Annotated in this window: 1 protein-coding gene; it reads left to right on the forward strand. The window is 43.8% G+C overall.

Features of this window, described 5'->3' with window-relative positions; all coding sequences use genetic code 11:
- Window positions 1-781: transglycosylase domain-containing protein (locus ACS8FD_RS19460; protein ID WP_439277075.1), on the forward strand; the 781-nt coding region annotated here is incomplete at both ends.

Below are 781 nucleotides of genomic sequence, written 5' to 3' on the forward strand. Positions count from 1 at the left end.
CTGCATTATAGTAAAGATGAGATTTTGCAAACCTATCTTAATGAGATCTATCTTGGTCAAAATGGCAACCGCTCTATAAATGGTTTTGGCTTAGCTGCACAATTTTATTTTAACCAGCCTCTAAATGAGCTGCGCTTGGATCAACAAGCCATGCTAGTCGGTATGGCTAAAGGGCCAAGCGTCTACAATCCTCGTCGCCATCCTAATGATTCAAAGGCACGTCGTGATGTAGTGCTCAACAATATGCTACAGATGGGTTCTATCAGTCAAGAGCAATACGATACGGCACTAGAAAAGCCTCTTGGAGTGGTAGACAAACCTGTTGAAGGCAAAAGCCAGTTTCCAGACTTTTTGGACATCGTCAAGCGCGAGCTTAATGACGTCTATTACTCTGATGACCTAAAAAACGAGGGGCTGACCATTATTAGTACCCTTGACCCTATTGCGCAATTAGCAGCCGATAAAGCGGTTGATAAAAAACTTGGCGAATTACGTCGCAACAGTAGTAAGACCAAAGACTTGCAAAGTGCCTTGGTCAGTGCCAATCCTGAGACTGGTGAACTAGTTGCTGTCGTTGGTAGTGGTAGCGAGTTTACTGGTTTTAACCGTGCTGTTGATGCCAAGCGTCAAGTTGGATCATTGTTAAAACCTGTTATTTATATGACAGCGCTTGAAAGCGGTCGCTACAATTTAGCCAGCCCCGTCGATGATTCTCCAATTACAGTCAACTTAGGTGATGGTAGCAAGTGGAACCCTAAAAACTATAGTGGTCGTGATCATG

The organism is Psychrobacter sp. 1U2 (assembly GCF_051847575.1).